Source organism: Aminobacter sp. 01T433, assembly GCF_056398585.1.
In genome coordinates this window covers 1-14,896 of the sequence record NZ_JBFTPR010000021.1, presented here as the reverse complement: position 1 = coordinate 14,896, position 14,896 = coordinate 1, and the positions used below count along the sequence as shown (strand labels likewise).

Genomic DNA, 14,896 nt, shown 5'->3' with positions numbered 1-14,896 from the left:
GCGGGCCATGATCAAGCTCAGCGGGCGTTTTCCGTCATCCAGCCGAGAATGTTCTTCCACAGGCGGCCATAGCCTTCCCACTCGCAGAACGCTGGCGAAAGCCAATGCGGGCCGATATCGGAAGTCCAGGCAGCGGTGCGGCCCTTGCCGTGGCTGCCGAGCACCAGCAGCGGATGACCACCTTGGTCCTGCGGCAGACGGGCGATAACCTCGGCGCCGTCACGTACCTCCACTTCGTTGACACCCAGCAGAAGAGGCCACTTGCCGCCAAGACCCGCCATGACGGGGTGATCCGGCTGGACAATATCGGCGACCGCGCCTTCCGGCATTTCCACCCGGTCGTCATAGGGGAGGCAGGTGACCGGCAAGGTGTCTTCGACCGGCGTACGGCGCCAGCGGGCCTTGCCGTCGATGCCCTGGAACGAGAAGTATCCGCCGACCATCAGCAGCGCGCCGCCCTTTTCGACCCAGGCCTTGATGAGCTTCAGGCGGTTCGGAACTGTGCGCGAGTGCAACCACACGTCCGGAGGCAGCAGCAGCGAGTTTGCGCCGATGTCAGAGAGGATGATGGCATCGTATTCGTCGAGCCCGGCCATATCGTAGGGGAATTTGTCCACGGCGTCGTGAGCGGTCATGTAGGTCAGCTCGAATTCGCTGCCCTTGAGCACCTTGACGAGCGGTTCGGCTCCCAGGTGGAACGTCACGCTGCCGAACTGGTCGAAGCCCTTGTAGTGGGTTGCCGAGCTGATCCAGCTTTCGCCGACGAGAAGTACTTTTTTTGTCATGGTGTATCCGTTTTAGTTGAACGCGTGGAGGGCCGGAAATCAGGCCCCGGCTTGGAATACGGAGCGGGGATTTCCCCGCATCATTTGGTCAACTGCAGCATCAGCCAGTCCATGGCGTTTCAGGCGCGGCAGGAAATGGCGCAGCACATAGGCATAGCCATTGCCGCCATAGTGGCTGAGCATCATCTTCAGGAACACATCATGCGACAGCAGGATCCGGTCGAGATGACCAGCTTCCACCAGCCGGACGATGGCTCGGGCCGCCTCTTCGTCGCTGGGGCACTGGACCTGCTGGTCGGCATAGAAGAAATCCATGCCGATCATGTCGTATTCGATGAAAGCGCCGCGAGCGGCGAGCTCGCTCTGGTAGGCGAAATCGTCGTGCGACGGGTTCATATGGCAGAGCACTGTGTGGCGTAATTCCGCGCCTTCCTCGGCAACGATGTCGAGCACCTTGTGGCCGAGCCGGAACCAGCCCGGCAGGTGCACCATCAGCGGCAGGCCGGTTCGGACTTGAGCGCGCGCGGCTCCACGAAGCGATTTTTCTTCCTCGGAGGTAAAATCGGCTGAAACACCGATCTCGCCGATGAGGCCGATCTTCACGTCGGTGCCGTCGACGCCTTCGAGCGCTTCGACCACGATCTCGTCGGCAATCTGGTCGATGGTCATCCCGGCAACCTTCGCTGGATGGGAAGAGCCGAGGTAATAGCCGGCTCCCATCACGAAATTGAGACCTGTGGCTTGCGAGATCCGCCGAAGGGCGAGGGGATTGCGACCGATCCCATTGCAGGTGGGTTCGACCACGGTCCGGCCGCCTTCGGCAGCGAACGCCTTTAGTTCGGCTATCGCCAAGGGCTCGTCATCAAGGGTGATGTTATCCTTGTTGACAAAGGGGTCCTGCCTCAGCTCGCCGAGGATTTCTATGCAGACGAAACCTTCGGCGAGGTATTGCCGCTCCTTAGTTTTCGGTGCATGCCACCAGCAGCGACAGTCGTTGAGGGTGTGCTCGTGCATCAAAGTGATGCCGAGGCTCTCCGCCGCGACTGGCCCGTTCACGGTCATGACCTGACCGGAGCGCACATGGCCTTCGGAAAGCTCGTGGCTCATTCCGCTCACCTCTTCTTCCCGCCGAAGCGGAAGTTGGCGGTGAAGATGCGGGTGTTGAGCCATATCGCGATGAGGATGATCGCGCCGGTGACGATCTGCGTGAAGAACGGCGAGATGTGCATCAGAATCAGTCCGTTGCCGATCACAGCGATAGTGAGCGTCCCAAGGACGGTGCCAAGGATCGTGCCGCGACCGCCCATCAGGGAGGTTCCGCCAAGGACGACAGCCGCGATCACTTGCAGTTCGAAGCCGACTGCTGCGTTCGACGAGCCGGAACCGAGACGTGCGGCGATCAACAGGCCCGCAAGCGCACAGGCAATGCCAGCAACCATATAGACCGAGGCGATGATCCATTTCGCCGGCATGCCAACGCGGCGCGCCGCTTCCATGTTGGAGCCTACCGCAACCACCTGGCGGCCATATTTTGTCGAGGAGATCACTACGTAGCCGATGATGGCGACAGCAATGGCGATCAAAGCAGGAATCGGGAAACCAAAGAGCTCGCCACGACCGAGTGCAAAGAAGCCCGGAACATCCTTGATCGGGATGGAATAGCCCTGTGTCAGATAAAGCGCGAAACCGCGCAGGATCGAAAGACCGGCGAGGGTTACGATAAAGGCTGGTATGCCCTGAAAGGCGGTGAACCAGCCCTGTACGAAACCAATGAACGCGCCAAAGGTGAGCATGGCAATGACCACGACCGGCCAGGGGTAACCCATGGCAAGAACGATTGCTGCCACGGCATTGACGAGGGCCACCTGTGAGCCGACCGAAAGGTCGATGCCACCAGTGATGATGACGAAGGTCATGGCGACTGCGACGATGAGGATAGGAGCAGCCTGACGGATGACGTTCAGGATGTTGCCGAGCGTCATGAAGGTATCGGTGGTGAATGCAAAAAATAGCACGCAGGCGAGAAAGAAGAAGGTGATCGATAGCACTTGGGCGTGCTCGGACAGGAAGTCTGCCGCGGGCGAGCCCTTGGCGCGTTCGGTATAGCCGTCATTACCTGGCTCCCTCTCCGACGATCAGTTTGACGAGGTCTTCAAGATTGGTATTGCCGATTTCGCGTTCGGCAACCTTTGTGCCCTCGTACATGACTGCGATACGGTCACAGACGCGGAATAGATCCTGCAAACGGTGAGTGATGAGGATCACCGAGACGCCCTTGGCCTTGACGCGGTTGATCAGGGCCAGGACGGCTTCCACCTCCGCCACGGCGAGAGCAGATGTCGGCTCGTCCATGATCAGGACCTTGGGATTGAACGAGGCGGCGCGGGCGATGGCGATTGCCTGTCGCTGTCCGCCGGACAGCTGGGCAACCTTTCCGGTCAGCCGCGGGATGCGGATTTCCAGCGCATCCAGCATCTTGCGAGCCTCTTCGAGCATGGTCTTGGTATCGAGGAACGGGCCCTTGCTGATCTCGCGGCCGAGAAAAAGATTGCCGACGACATCTATGTGGTCACAGAGGCTCAGGTCCTGAAACACCATCTCGATGTTACGGCTGCGCGCGTCGGCCGGACCGGTGAAGCGAACTTCCTCGCCCTCAAGCGTGATCGTCCCGCCATCGGGAATGTAGGTTCCCGAGATGATCTTGGTCAGCGTCGACTTGCCGGCAGCGTTGTCGCCGACCAGGCCGAGGCATTCGCCCGGATAGATATCGAGGTCCACGCCGCGCAGCGCCTGGTGCGAACCAAATGCCTTGCGGATTCCCTTCAAGGATATGCGCGGGCTGGAACCAGCGCGGGAGGGCATAGCCCCCCCGACACCGGCGACAGCGGGAGGATGCTGTCTGTTAGTCGTCATCATTTGAAGATTGCCCGGTATGGCTCGACGTTGTCCTTGGTCACGATGGTCACCGGAACGGCGATCGTCTTTTCCACACTGCCGCCATCGGTGACTTTCTTGAGAGCGTCGATGGCTGCGGCGCCCATGGCGGACGGATCCTGCTGGATGACGGCGGCAACGTAGCCCGCGTCAATACCGGCGATCGCCTGCGCCGTCAGATCCCAGCCGAACACCTTAACGCTGTCCTGCTTGGCCTGACTTTCGACGGCGGCGATAGCGCCCATCAGAGCCGGTTCACCAGTCGCGTAGATGGCGGTCAGGTCAGGATTGCCGGTGATGAGATTTTCGGCAGCGGAAAGTGCCGTGTCCTGGACATTTTGGCCATCGACGACGCCGGCGGATGCCACGCCATCGACCTTGACGGTCTTTTCGAAGCCTTCCTGGCGGACGTTCTGGATGAACGAGTTCAAGGCGCCAACGACGCCGATCTTGGCTTTGCCATCGGCATTAGCCTTGATGTAGTCGAGGAAGAACTTGCCCATGTCAGCGCCGGCGGCTGCGTTGTCCACGCCGATTTGCGCCTTCTGCGGACCCTCGGGCAGGATTGCGTCGATGGCAACGACCGGGATGCCTGCTTCAGCAGCCTGGTTGACCGCGGGCATAATGCCGTTCACGTCGATGGCGACAACGGCAATGCCGTCAACTTTCTGCTGAATATAGGTTTCGATGGCACTGTTTTGGGCAGCTGGGTCGTTGTTGGCGTTGAAGATCACCAGCTTCACGCCGGCGGCGTCGGCAGCCTTTTGGGCACCTTCATTGATCTGGTTGAAGAAAAGCGCCTGCTGATTGATCTGTACCAGGGCGAAGGTCTTTTCGGCTGCGGCCGCAGGGCTGAATGCAGAGATCGAGGTCAGCGCGGTGAAGCCGAGGGCGGCAACGAACGTTCTGCGTTTCAAAGTCCAGGTCATACTCTTATCCTCCGAGAGTTTTTCCATTGCGGGGTTATCGTTTCGCCGGCGGAGCAACGGATTTCCGCACGATGATTTCGACCGGCAGGAGCACTTCGGGCGAAGAAGCGTCCGTTTCCTGCCAGTTTGTTTCTAAAAGCAGCGACACTGCGCGCTGTCCGATGGCTCGAACCGGCTGGCGGATCGCGGTCATGGCCGGCGCGAAGAGGTGCAGCGGCCCAACGTCGTCGAAGCCGACCACCGAGACGTCGTCCGGGATCGAGACGCCTTCGCCCCGGAAAACCTCGATGAGACCGATGACGATCTCGTCGGAACTCGCAAAGATTGCCGTCGCAGGCTTGCCTTCGGCGATAAAGCGCTTCGCCGCCTCCCGACCGAAGCCGACGGTGTAGTCGCCGGCATATTTCGTCAGCTGGGCGTCGGCGCCGAAACCTTCGCGCACGGCGTCCTCAAGTCCACTGAAACGGCGACGGGAGCTGATCATCTCGTCTGGTCCGCCGATGAACAACACGTTGCGGTGACCGTGTTCTACGAGATGCTTGCCGGCCAGATATCCGCCCTGCCGGTTGTCGCAGAACAGTTTCGGCGTGCGGGCGCCGGGTACGTCTTCGTCGGCGACCACGACCTTTCCGGTGCGGTTGATGAGCGACGCGAGTTGCCCGTCGTCGGGATGGTTGGTGACAAAGATCAGGCCGTCGACATGATTGCGGTCGATCAGTTGCAGGTAAGCGATTTCGCGACCGGCGCGATTGAGCGTCGCATAGAGCGAAACCGCAAGCCCGCGATTGTCGGCCTCTTCTTCCACAGCAGCAACGAGCGTTGCGAAAAATGGGTTGGCGATATCGGGGACGACAAGACCGATCGTGTCGGAGCGGCCGCGGCTTAAGCGTCGTGCATGCGGGTTCGGCTGGTAGTTGAGATCGCGGATCGCATCTTCGATGCGCTTCTTGGTTTCATGCGGCAAGTCAAGCGAACCGTTCAGCAGCCGCGAAACGGTGGTTACGGAAACACCCGCCACACCCGCGACATCCTTCAGGCTTGTAACCTTCTCCCTGCCCACCCTGTCGCGCTCCCTACGTTTGTAAAACGCTTTACTAAACCGCTTTACAATAAAGCCGCAGACTCAAGCCGGCTGTCAAGAGGCCTTTGTCAAAGCCATCTAAAAAGGAGGTTGGAGCGCTCCGCGAGCACCTGACAGCACTGATCGCCAGCGGCGGCTAGCTCGGCCAGTAAATGGCGTCGCAACGTGCTGTCGTCTGTAAGTGCTATCTCGTCCTATGCGATAGCGACACTCAAGCCCAACATCGTGTAGTGGCAGCCCGGAGAATGGATCGGAGGTCGATCTCGCCATCGTCGTTTGGAGCGTGCAATGTCCGCCGTACAGCTTCGCTATTGGCAACAAGACAAGCCACAGCCGTTTCTGGATCACCGTTGAGAATGTGGCGCGTCAGTTTGGCCGAAAACTCTGCGGAACGTTCGGTTGCCGGCGCGGCCTGATAGGTGGAAAGGCCAGTGGCAAGTCGCATAAGGTTGCGCTCCAGCGCACGCGCAATAACAAGGTTGCCGTGAACCAGCGATAGCAAGAGCAGATACTCGATATGCAACCGCCGTGTCGTATGGAAGTCTTGGACAACGTCGGCCACCTCTTCGATTATGGTATGCGTATCCAGATTTTGGCGCTGCTCGTCGCTGATCCGAGATGGTTCCAAAGCTAGTCGGGTAACGATATGGGTCATTGCTGCATCGACGGCCTCGAGCAATTCCTCCACATCACGAAGTGTCAGTGAGGCGATATAAGCGCCGCGATTGGACGGCAACGTCACAACGCCTTCTTGCTCCATAATGGCCAGTACCTTGCGGACAACCGTCCGGCTGATCCCGTAGATCTCGCTCAAGGCAATCTCTTCGAGTTTGGTGCCAGGCGGCAACTTCCGGTCGATGACGGCATTCCAGATGTCATTGTAGATTGTTGCCTCCACGCCAACGAGCGGGACCAGCAGCAATGCCATGGCGTCCTGGTCGTGCATGGCAGGCGAAAGATAGCGATTTGGCACGGGGTCCTCCTGCGCGTTTGACATGTGAATTCTGCCCAAGCCTATCCGGGCAATTAGCTTCCACATTCGCAGGCCTAGTCGCCTCTAAAGTCACGCAGGCAAAGCCGGTTGGCAAACCCGCTTGCCACAGCCAGCCGGGCCGCTCGCTGCTCCGAACCGGATGGTTCGGCTCCTTGAACATCGAACTTTGAGCTGATCGTCTCGAGCAGCAGCGTGTCTTCCGCTGCAGCAACGAGTGCGGCGACGGCGAGGGGATCGACGTCGATATCCACGAGATGCATGTCAGTTGCCGCATCGGCATAATGTTTCAGCATCGCTCGGATCAAGTCCTTCTTGGATGCGAAGTGATGGAGCAGCCCGCCTTTGCTGACGCCTGCCTGTCGAGCAACCGCATCTAGCGTGACTTTGCCAAAGCCATTTTCTAGCGCAACATGAATGGCCGCGCGGAACAGGCGCTCCTTCGGCCCGCATCCTCGCTCCGGAGCCGACCTATCTGCGGCCGGCTCCCTGTTGGAACTATTCATTCGGCCGGAACCTGCACTCCCTCAGGCGCATCCCCGCTTGCCTGTTGTTCAGGTTTACTGCGTCCGAACATCTTCATGACGAAGACGAAAAAGACCGGAACGAAGAAGATGGCAAGGACGGTTGCCGAGATCATCCCGCCCAGCACGCCGGTGCCGATGGCGTTCTGGCTGGCGGCGCTCGCGCCTGTGGCGATGGCCAACGGCACAACACCCAGACTGAAGGCCAGTGACGTCATGATGATCGGCCGGAAGCGGAGCTTGGCCGCCTCGACCGTCGCGTCGATGAGCGACATTCCCTCCTTGCGCAAGTCCCTGGCGAACTCGATGATCAGGATCGCATTCTTGGCGGAGAGCCCAATGATCGCGATCAGGCCGACCTTGAAATAGACGTCGTTCGGCATGCCCATATACATCACCGCCAGCACCGAGCCCAGAACGCCCAGCGGCACCACCAGGATCACGGAAACCGGTATGGCCCAACTCTCGTAAAGTGCTGCCAACAGCAAGAACACAAACACGATGCTGAGCGCGATCAGAGCAGGAGCCTGCGAGCCGGACTGGATTTCCTGGAGCGATTGACCTGTCCATTCATAACCAAAGCCAGCTGGCAATTCACTCACCAGGCGCTCCATTTCCTCGATCGCAGCTCCCGACGAGTGGCCAGGTGCCGACTGGCCGCTGATGCGCACGGAGGGATAGCCGTTGTAGCCAACGACCTGAGCCGCTCCCTTTTGCCATTCAACGCTGGCGAAAGAGGACAGAGGCACCATGCCGCCATTGGCGTTTCGTACGTTGAGGTTCAGCAGGTCTTCGGTCTGCATGCGGCGCCCGGAGTCGGATTGCACCGTCACCCGCTGCATCCTGCCGGCGTTCGGGAAATCGTTGACGTAAGCGGACCCCAGATTGGCCGATATCGTCGAATTGATGTCGGCAAAGGTAACGCCGAACGTGTTCGCTTTTTCGCGGTCGATCAGGAGATTGACCTGGGCTGCGTCGGGCATGCCTTCAACCCGCACGCCGGTGATGACCTCGCTCTTTGCGGCAGCCGCGAGCAGCTGGTCGCGGGCGGCGGCGAGGGCGACCTGACCACGGCCCGACCGATCCTGGAGACGGAAGCTGAAACCGTTGGACGTGCCAAGGCCTTGGATCGGCGGTGGCGAAAGCGCGAAAGAGACCGCATCCTTCATCTGGAAGAGCGCACGGTTGGCGCGCCCAGCGATGGCCGCGGCCGAGTTCTGTTCGTCGCGCTCGCTCCAGTCATCGAGGGTAACGAAAGCAAGACCGGCATTCTGGCCCGCGCCTGAGAAGCTGAAGCCGTTGACCACGATCATGCGGTCGACCGCTTCCTCGCCCATGAAGATCGTCTCGACGGTTTCGGCAATAGTCCGCGTGCGGTTGCTGCTCGATTCCGGCGGCCCCTGGATATCGACGATCAGAAAGCCTTGGTCTTCGTTCGGCAAGAAGGAGGTGGGGAGCTGAATGAAGGACCAACCGAGACCGACCAGCAGCGCCAGGTAGATGATCATGAAACGGCCGGTCCGCTTCACGATCCAACCGACGCTCGAAGTATAGCTGCTCGTCGTCCGGTCAAAGCCGCGGTTGAACCAACCAAAGAAGCCCTTCTTCTCGTGGTGCCCCTTGCTGACCGGTTTCAGGAAACTGGCGCACAGCGCAGGTGTCAGCGATAGTGCCAGGAATCCGGAGAACATGATCGACACGACCATCGTCAGGCTGAACTGCCGGTAGATGACGCCAACGGCTCCCGGGAAAAACGCCATGGGCACAAAGACGGCCGTGAGAACCAGCGTGATGCCGATGATCGCGCCGGAGATCTGCTTCATGGCCTTGCGCGTCGCGTCCCTTGGCGACAGCCCTTCTTCGGCCATGATGCGCTCGACATTTTCGACCACGACGATGGCATCGTCGACCAGGATGCCGATCGCCAGCACCATAGCAAACATCGTCAAGACGTTGATTGAGAACCCCGTGGCCAGCATGACCGCGCAGGTTCCGAGCAGCGCCACCGGAACGACCAGTGTCGGGATGACCGTGTAGCGGAAGTTCTGCAGAAACAGGAACATCACCGCGAAGACGAGCACCATTGCTTCAAGAAGCGTATGGATGACCTTTTCGATCGACACTTTCACGAACGGCGAGGTGTCGTAGGGGATGGCGTATTCCAGGCCTTCGGGGAAAAAGCGCGACAGCTCCTCCATCTGCGCCCGGACGGCTTCGGATGTCGCCAACGCGTTGCCCGTCGGTGACAGCTGTACCGCGATCGCTGCGCTTGGCTTGCCGTTGAGCCTGGTGGAGAAGTTGTAGTTTTCCGCGCCGACCTCGACGCGCGCTACGTCCGACAGCCGGACCGACGAACCGTCGGGATTGGCGCGCAGCACGATCGAGCCGAATTCTTCGGCGGAGGTCAGCTGGCCCTTCACCAGGACGGTGGCCGAAATCTGCTGCGTGATCGGGTTGGGATCAGCCCCGATGCGGCCAGCGGCAACCTGCGCGTTCTGTGACCGGATCGCATTGGTGATGTCGTCCGATGTGAGCTTCAATCCGACCATCTTGTCAGGATCGATCCAGATGCGCATGGCGCGCTGCGTTGCAAACAGCTGCGCGCGGCCGACACCGTCGATTCGCCGGATTTCGCTGAGCACGTTGCGGCTAAGATAATCACCAAGCCCGACGACATCGAGGGAGCCGTCTGTCGACGTAAGGGCGACCATCATGAGGAAACCACTGCCGGCCTCTTCAACCTGGATGCCCACCTGCTTGACGACCTGCGGCAAGCGCGGCTCAACGCGGCGAACGGCGTTCTGGACGTCAATGGATGCCTGGCCGCTGTCGGTCCCAGGAGCAAAGGTCGCGGTTATGCTGACCATGCCTGAGGAATCGGACGTCGATTCGAAATAGAGGAGCCCGGCGACGCCATTCAGCTCTTCTTCGATGGGCCGAGTGACACTTTGGTAGATGTCTTCGGGTGCGGCGCCGGCATAGGTAGCGGAAATGGAGACCTGCGGTGGGGCTACATTCGGATATTGCGCGACCGGCAGGAACGGAATGGCGATGACGCCGGCGAGCATGATGAAGATCGCCACGACCCATGCGAAGATGGGTCGATCGATGAAAAACTGAGGCATGTTTTCTGTCCTTAGCCGGCCTTGGGCTTGCTAGCCGGCTCCACCGAGCCGGCGCTGCCAGTTGCTGGCGCCGTATCCTGGGGCTTCCATGTCTGGGCGGTCACCGGAGCACCGGGCTTGACCTTCTGGAAGCCTTCGACGACGACCTTGTCGCCTGCCTTGAGGCCTTCTTCCACGACCCAACGGTCACCGGTCACGCGTCCAACCCGAACCGTCCGAAGGTCCGCCACGTTGCTGTCAGTCACGACATAGACTTGCGATCGCCCGCCTGAATCGCGCTGGATCGCCTGCTGCGGAATCGCGATGGCGTTCTGCTGGATGCCTTGCTCGATAAGTACGCGGACATACATGCCCGGCAGCAAGTCCCCTTCAGGATTGGGGAACTCGCCACGAAGCGTCACCTGTCCGGTGGTGGCATCTACTGCTGCCTCAAGGAACAGGAGTTTGCCAGGGTGCGCATATTCACTGCCGTCATCCAGTCGAAGCATAACGCGAGCAGCACCCGCCTCGGCATTCGTCAATGCGCCGTTTTCGAGCGCGCGCCGAAGCCGGAGAAGCTCGTTGGCCGACTGGGTAAAATCGGCATAGACCGGATCGATCTGTTGAATGGTGGCCAGGCTTTCAGGGCCATTGGCGCTGACGAGCGCGCCTTCCGTGACCATGGCACGGCCGATGCGTCCGGAGATAGGTGCCGTGATTTCGGCGTAGTCCAGATTGAGTTGCGCCGTCGTAAGTCCCGCGGTGGCAATCGCCACATCGGCGTCTGCCTGTGCGAGTGCCGCCACCGCGTTGTCGAGCTGCTGGCCACTGGAAACGTTGCGTTCGCGCAGCTCGTTCTGCCGGTCAGCCTGCTGGCGGGCCTGAAGTTGGACGGCTTGCGCGCGCTGCAGCGTCGCCTCCGCGCTCGCCACCTGTGCGCGGAACAGCGCCGGGTCGATGCGGTAGAGCACGTCGCCTTCCTTCACCAGGCTTCCCTGTTCGAAGACGCGCTCGAGCACGATGCCCGAGACACGTGGCCGCACCTCGGCGATGCGGGTTGGGGCAATGCGTCCCGGCAGCTCGTTCAAAATGGGAAGGGTTTCTGGAACAACCTCGATGACGCTCACGGCGGGGGGAGGAGGGGCAGCCGGCTGCGCCTCGGCAGAGCTTTTGGCATCACTGCACCCTGAAATGAAGGCGAAAAGGGTGGCGGCCGCTGCAAGTTTCAGCGGCAAAACGTAAGTGCGCATGAGAGAATCCAGAAAAAGTTGACGTTTGCCGGGACGGCTAGCGAGGCCGTGGCGATGAATGGCGGCAGCTGTGAGCGATCAACCGCCAGCCGGTGAATTGGTGTCTTGGGATCGCAGGTGTTCTGCGTCGACCAGCCACTGGATGTCGCGGAGAATGCCTGCACGTTCGGCGTCAGACCAGGGGTTCAGATTGTGCAGTTCGAGCCTCTTGAGCCCCTCGAGCGCCAGAAACGCCAGGATGGCACCACGCGGGTTTTCCGCCGTTTCCGTGACCGAATCGATCGATCGTCTATAGGTGGCCTGCACATAGCCACGCGCTTCGGCGTTCTGGGCGAGGGCGGCGACCAGATTTACAGCGACGGCTCGCACATCATCACGGATCGGTTCGGCTGCCGCCGCAATAAGGCCATTGATGGACGCGCTCGAAACCGAACCCAGGCTGTCCGTGGTAGCTCTGATCCGCTCTGCTTCAGCTTCGAGGCGCCGCCGTATAATGGCATTGATGAGCTGCTGCTTGGATTTGTAGTCGTAGATGACACTCGCTTTGCTGATCCCGGCTTCGGTGGCGACGGCATCAAGCGTCAGATGCGCGGCGCCATCGCGGACAACCACGAGCTCCGCCGCATCCAGTATGTCGCTCTGTTCGATTACCCTTGGACGGGCCATACGTTCACGCCTGCGCTGCCTAGAATTAATTTCCGACTGGTTGGTTATTATAGGTGCGGCGCAACAGAAAGTTCAATTCACCAATTTGTGTACCGACTGGCGAGCCACAGCATGCCGGTGCGCTCGCAGTCTGGGTCATAGCTGCGATGTCCGGATGTGACAGGATGGCAGGCCGCAAGCAAAGGCGCGCTGTGCTCCTCGGAGGGTCCGTTCGCTATGTTGGTTCCATAATTCCCATTACGCGGCAATAGGTAATCATTTTAATTACTTATTAGATTTCAGGCCTTTCGCCCATCATCTGAACTCGCTGCCACGAAAGTGCCTCGGATACAGGACGCCGGCAGAGATGGCGCATTTGCGAGAGGCAGGCTTATCCCCTAACCTCCCAACCGGCAACGTAGGACGCCGAGTGAGGTGCCGTTGGTCAGGTTCAGTCGCAGGCTCCCCAGCATCGACCGCCCGCTGGGCCTGGTGGAGATCGGCATGTCCAGGGCAGCGAACAAATGCGCGCAATTTGCTCAAAGGTTGAAGGCGGTGATGAGGGGAACGCCAAATAGCCGGGCCCAGGATGTGGCACTGGCTTTCTGGATGGCTACAATTGAAGTGCCCGCAGTCCACCAGCCATTGCCGGTCGCGACGACAACTTCAGGCGAATGCAGCATCGACTGCAGGACAGGCCAAAGGATGAGCTGCTCGTAGCAGATCAGCGGCGCAATCTCACGCCCGTCTAGCTCGACCGCTGGATTGGCGAACAAGTGCGCCCGCGCCCCACCGCCCTGTCCGGACCATGCAAGCCAGGGCTGCCACATGGAGACCGGGACCGGCATGCGCTCGCGATAAAGCACGCGGGCGCGCTCGGCCGAAATCGCGACCATGACATTGTCGTAGGCTTGCAAATCGGCGATTGCCGCGCCGGCGATTACGGTAATGTCGATACCATGCAGCTCGTCGCGCCAAAGCCGCTCGACCGTTGGTGTCCAGAAACCGAGAGTGCTTTCAGGTAGGACAACCACACGGGCTTCCTCGCCAGCTGCTTTCACCGTTGCGATCAGCTGACGGTGCTGCTCCAGTCCGACGACGCGACCGAGGTTTTGGCCCAGTTCAAGGTCTACACCTATCCAGCCGTCTGGTACGGTAGGTGGCATCCAGGTCGTGACTGACCATGCGCAAAGTCCTCCCAATACTGCGGCCGCGAACGGCCACCTTCTCCCTGTCATGACCAGCATGATGATCGCGGCCACACCTAACCCGGCCCACCCCCAACCAGGAAACAATACACCGGCTGCCGTCAACGGGTGAGCCCAGCCGACTATCCCGAACGGTGGCACCGCCAAGAGGAGCGATGCCAGCCCAAACCGCGCTGGCCGCTTCCCACCAGGACGATTTGTCCAAAGCACCGCATGAACGGCAACGAAGGAGAGCGACGCGACGATCCAAAGCAACAGGCCGTGCCAGAGATTGGATGCGTAAAAGTTGGTAACGCCCTGCGGCAGGCCACGCGAGGCGGCAAGGAAATATCCTAGCGACACCATAGCCGCGATCACGCGGGACGGCGACCAAGCCCAAAGTGCTGGAGAGGCGAAGGCAAGCGGCAGGGTCAGCGGATTTCCGCTCCAGGCGACGCCGCCGACCAACACTGCAGCTGCTATCAGCATGACGCCACACACAGAGTCAGGGATGGAAGATGAGGACCGGACGGGCGCGCCCGAGGAGGCCAGATGCAGGGATCGGCCCGAAATATCGGGAGTCATATGAGCTCGCCATGGATGAGTGGAGGAAGATGTAGCCCGGCGGCACGATGCCCCCGGCAAACGGCGCAATCGCTCTGCCGCGGCCGTCCTTGTGACGAATGTGCGACGCATCAAGCGGTCTGCTATCGACGATGACATCGGCGTCGACCTGGACAAGCTGGCCAGGAAGCGCCACGATTGTCTTAAGGAGCGGCGCCAGCCCGCCAGGGCAAGTGCCGCGACGGAGATAGCCGCGGCCGAACGCATCGACGAATATACCTGTCGCCGGGGGGCAGATGAAGACCAGGTCTCCAACGACCGTAGGACGGTTCATCGCCTCGATGCGCCATAGGCCGATGGGCGCGCTGGGTGTCAGGTTTAACCTGTAGCCGCCGACCCAGCCAATCACCGCAAGCGATGCCGCGCCGGCTGCGGCGATGCCGAAAACGGTTACGATACGCCCTCGCCTCATAGCTTCCATGCTGTGCTCTGGCGCTGCGCCAGTTGTAACTGCTCGGCCTGTTTCAATGTCTGCGTTGTGCGCTCATGGGCAGCGAGCTGTTGGGCCGCCCGCATCACCGGCCAGGCCTCACGCAGCTTTTCGCGCTCGCCAGGGCGAAGGCCCTCGGCGGCATTGTCGAAGAGGCTACCCGACGGCTCTCGGGCGGCATTGACGAGCAAGGCCCGCTCGCCGAAGCGTTCAGTGACGGCACGGTTGAAGCCATCGATCTCGAGCTTCGCCTCGCGATTGTCGAGGGCAAGGCCAAGAGCGGCGGGAAGATCGTTGCGGTCGATGGCGGTGCGGATGTTTTCCAGCACTGACCTTGCGGCTTGCGACAGCGCCGGGATGTCGATCGAGACACGATGACGAAGCACCTGCTCCTCCTTCTCGATCCTTGCGG

The 14,896-nt window shown here is 60.6% G+C and carries 13 protein-coding genes and 1 pseudogene; all 14 read right to left on the bottom strand.

The genetic code is table 11. The annotated features are described in order from the left end of the window. Positions 1-17: 17 nt before the first annotated feature. Positions 18-785, bottom strand: a complete 768-nt coding sequence (locus AC1DLV_RS26055) for a glutamine amidotransferase (protein ID WP_476802939.1) — start codon at positions 783-785, stop codon at positions 18-20. Positions 786-824: 39 nt separating this feature from the next. Continuing rightward, complete coding sequence (locus tag AC1DLV_RS26050; RefSeq protein WP_476802938.1) at positions 825-1,892, bottom strand: phosphotriesterase family protein; 1,068 nt, start codon at positions 1,890-1,892, stop codon at positions 825-827. A gap of 5 nt (positions 1,893-1,897) precedes the next feature. After that, positions 1,898-2,851, bottom strand: a complete 954-nt coding sequence (locus AC1DLV_RS26045) for an ABC transporter permease (protein ID WP_476803005.1) — start codon at positions 2,849-2,851, stop codon at positions 1,898-1,900. Between the two features lie 46 nt (positions 2,852-2,897). Beyond that, entirely contained in the window at positions 2,898-3,698 is an 801-nt protein-coding gene (locus tag AC1DLV_RS26040; protein WP_476802937.1) for an ATP-binding cassette domain-containing protein, read from the bottom strand. After that, positions 3,698-4,648 (bottom strand): ABC transporter substrate-binding protein, encoded by a 951-nt coding sequence (locus AC1DLV_RS26035; RefSeq protein WP_476802936.1) that lies wholly within the window; start codon positions 4,646-4,648, stop codon positions 3,698-3,700. The genes AC1DLV_RS26040 and AC1DLV_RS26035 overlap by 1 nt, the downstream gene beginning before the upstream one ends. Positions 4,649-4,682: 34 nt before the next feature. Further along, positions 4,683-5,708: a LacI family DNA-binding transcriptional regulator gene (locus AC1DLV_RS26030; RefSeq protein WP_476802935.1), complete on the bottom strand. Its 1,026-nt coding sequence runs from the start codon at positions 5,706-5,708 to the stop codon at positions 4,683-4,685. A gap of 232 nt (positions 5,709-5,940) precedes the next feature. After that, complete coding sequence (locus AC1DLV_RS26025; protein WP_476802934.1) at positions 5,941-6,702, bottom strand: GntR family transcriptional regulator; 762 nt, start codon at positions 6,700-6,702, stop codon at positions 5,941-5,943. 74 nt (positions 6,703-6,776) lie between these two features. Continuing rightward, positions 6,777-7,226: a TetR/AcrR family transcriptional regulator gene (locus tag AC1DLV_RS26020; protein ID WP_476802933.1), complete on the bottom strand. Its 450-nt coding sequence runs from the start codon at positions 7,224-7,226 to the stop codon at positions 6,777-6,779. Then, complete coding sequence (locus AC1DLV_RS26015; protein WP_476802932.1) at positions 7,223-10,369, bottom strand: multidrug efflux RND transporter permease subunit; 3,147 nt, start codon at positions 10,367-10,369, stop codon at positions 7,223-7,225. The genes AC1DLV_RS26020 and AC1DLV_RS26015 overlap by 4 nt, the downstream gene beginning before the upstream one ends. Before the next feature lie 11 nt (positions 10,370-10,380). Then, entirely contained in the window at positions 10,381-11,598 is a 1,218-nt protein-coding gene (locus AC1DLV_RS26010) for an efflux RND transporter periplasmic adaptor subunit (RefSeq protein WP_476802931.1), read from the bottom strand. A gap of 78 nt (positions 11,599-11,676) precedes the next feature. After that, complete coding sequence (locus AC1DLV_RS26005; RefSeq protein ID WP_476802930.1) at positions 11,677-12,264, bottom strand: TetR/AcrR family transcriptional regulator; 588 nt, start codon at positions 12,262-12,264, stop codon at positions 11,677-11,679. 518 nt (positions 12,265-12,782) lie between these two features. Beyond that, positions 12,783-13,919, bottom strand: coding sequence for a conjugal transfer protein TraB (locus AC1DLV_RS26000; RefSeq protein ID WP_476802929.1), 1,137 nt, complete (start codon positions 13,917-13,919; stop codon positions 12,783-12,785). A 16-nt stretch (positions 13,920-13,935) separates the two neighbouring features. Continuing rightward, positions 13,936-14,466: a conjugative transfer signal peptidase TraF gene (traF, locus tag AC1DLV_RS25995; protein ID WP_476803004.1), complete on the bottom strand. Its 531-nt coding sequence runs from the start codon at positions 14,464-14,466 to the stop codon at positions 13,936-13,938. Further along, positions 14,463-14,896 (bottom strand): annotated as a pseudogene (locus AC1DLV_RS25990) (Ti-type conjugative transfer relaxase TraA); the annotation flags it as partial. The gene traF and the pseudogene AC1DLV_RS25990, both read right to left, overlap by 4 nt.